Origin of the sequence: Agrobacterium sp. MCAB5 (assembly GCF_052114365.1) — a bacterium.
In the GTDB taxonomy this organism is placed as follows: domain Bacteria; phylum Pseudomonadota; class Alphaproteobacteria; order Rhizobiales; family Rhizobiaceae; genus Agrobacterium; species Agrobacterium tumefaciens.
The window spans coordinates 1-550 of record NZ_JBFREP010000171.1; the positions used below are offsets into that span (position 1 = coordinate 1).

Consider the following 550-nt stretch of genomic DNA (forward strand, 5'->3'; position numbering starts at 1 on the left):
GCATACATCTCCGCCAGCCCGAACAGGCCAACCGCGATGATCGAGAATTCGATGCCGTCGAACAGCCGGGCTTCGCCGAAATCGAACCGCGGCAGGCCGACCATCGGGTCAAGCCCGATCGTGCCGATGAACAGGCCAGCGAACAGCGACATCATCGCCTTGTTGAGATCGCGCCCCCCGAGCACGCTGACCAGCGACAGCGAAAAGATCATCAGCGCGGTCATTTCGATCGGGCCGAAGGCGATTGCCGCCTGCGCGATCGTCGTCGCGAACGCGGTCAGCAGGATGAGGCCGATCAGGCCACCGATGAACGACGCCGCGATGCTGAGGCCGAGTGCGGCGCCGGCCTTGCCGTTGCGGGCTAGCTTGTGCCCGTCGATGACGGTCATCGTCGCCGAAGCGTCTCCGGGAATCCCGAGCAGGATTGCGGTGACAGCGCCACCATATTGCGCCCCGTAATAAACCGCCCCGAGTGCAGCAATGGCAGCGGTTCCGTCAAAGCTCACGGCGACCGGCAGGAGGATCGCGACGCCGGCAGTCGGCCCCAATC

Annotated in this window: 1 protein-coding gene; it reads right to left on the minus strand. The window is 64.9% G+C overall.

What is annotated here, in order from left to right; all coding sequences use genetic code 11:
* Positions 1 to 550 (minus strand): tripartite tricarboxylate transporter permease (locus AB4Z23_RS28040; protein WP_441361249.1); only part of this gene is annotated, 550 nt, incomplete at both ends.